This is a genomic window from Rhizobium sp. FG113, from assembly GCF_057809895.1.
The window spans coordinates 1-891 of record NZ_JBMDKV010000066.1; the positions used below are offsets into that span (position 1 = coordinate 1).

Consider the following 891-nt stretch of genomic DNA (forward strand, 5'->3'; position numbering starts at 1 on the left):
CGGGATGGCGAAAGCTGCATCCAGCAGATTGCCACTCCGCGCCCTCGCCGCGCGGATCCCTACTATTTCGATATTCCGAACGACAACGGGGTGAAAGAAAGGTTCTGGTTTAACCTGAACCACTAGGGCTTCTCCTGCCACAGCTGGGGCGACCACCGCATCACGAGTCGGTCGCGGCACCTCTCTGTTTCTTTCGACGGGCTTTCCAAACCGCTATCCGATGGAGGTCGGCTTCAGTGATCCTGAGCAAATCCTCGATGACGACATTCCACTCGCGCTGCATCTTGTCGAGTGTCGATAGCTTGACGTCTCGCATGGCACGCGTCACCTGCGATATGTATGCTTCGTGTACGCCGAGCTGCTCAGCAAGCTCCCTATTCGTCAATTTGCGCTCGGCCTTCAATCGTTCGAGACCGATAGCAAGCCTCTCCTGGAACGACAACGTGTCGATCGTCGAAATGTCCACGGCCTCCACCGGGGGCTGGCGTTTCAGACGGGGCATTGGTCGCCACCCCCAGCCCCGATCGGACTTACGCGGCGACAGACAAACATGCCGCCAAGGTAATGGGAGGGCGCACTCCGATGGCGCATTGGAACTCTCCTTGAAACTCTTGTGCTCATCCGTCACCCGATATCGACCAAAAACTACACCGTCCAAGCGTAAACCAATTGTTGTCCATAGTTCAAATTGGGCATTTCACAACCCCGTTACGCTTCGTACACCGGCACGATCCGCCCATGCAAGCGGAGCTGCTCGGACCGCAGGGCCGGAGGAAGGTCTGCATCCTCCTGGTTCGCAAAATTCATGCGCATAGTTGTCAGGAACGGCCCCGCTCACAGCCTGGCAGAGCTTACCGAGGAAGAGGCCGCAGCGCTTCGGGCATGGTATGG

1 protein-coding gene is annotated in these 891 nt (G+C 57.8%); it reads right to left on the bottom strand.

From position 1 onward, the window contains the following. Positions 1–160 precede the first annotated feature (160 nt). The gene (locus ACODTZ_RS36135) at positions 161–502 is read right to left on the bottom strand and encodes a helix-turn-helix domain-containing protein (protein ID WP_052820928.1); all 342 of its coding nucleotides are present in this window, start codon (positions 500–502) and stop codon (positions 161–163) included. Between the last annotated feature and the right edge of the window lie 389 nt (positions 503–891).

What these genes read in the sequence shown, in the direction of transcription:
- ACODTZ_RS36135 (WP_052820928.1), bottom strand. Translation starts at nt 502, where the DNA reads ATGCCCCGTCTGAAACGCCAGCCCCCGGTGGAGGCCGTGGACATTTCG.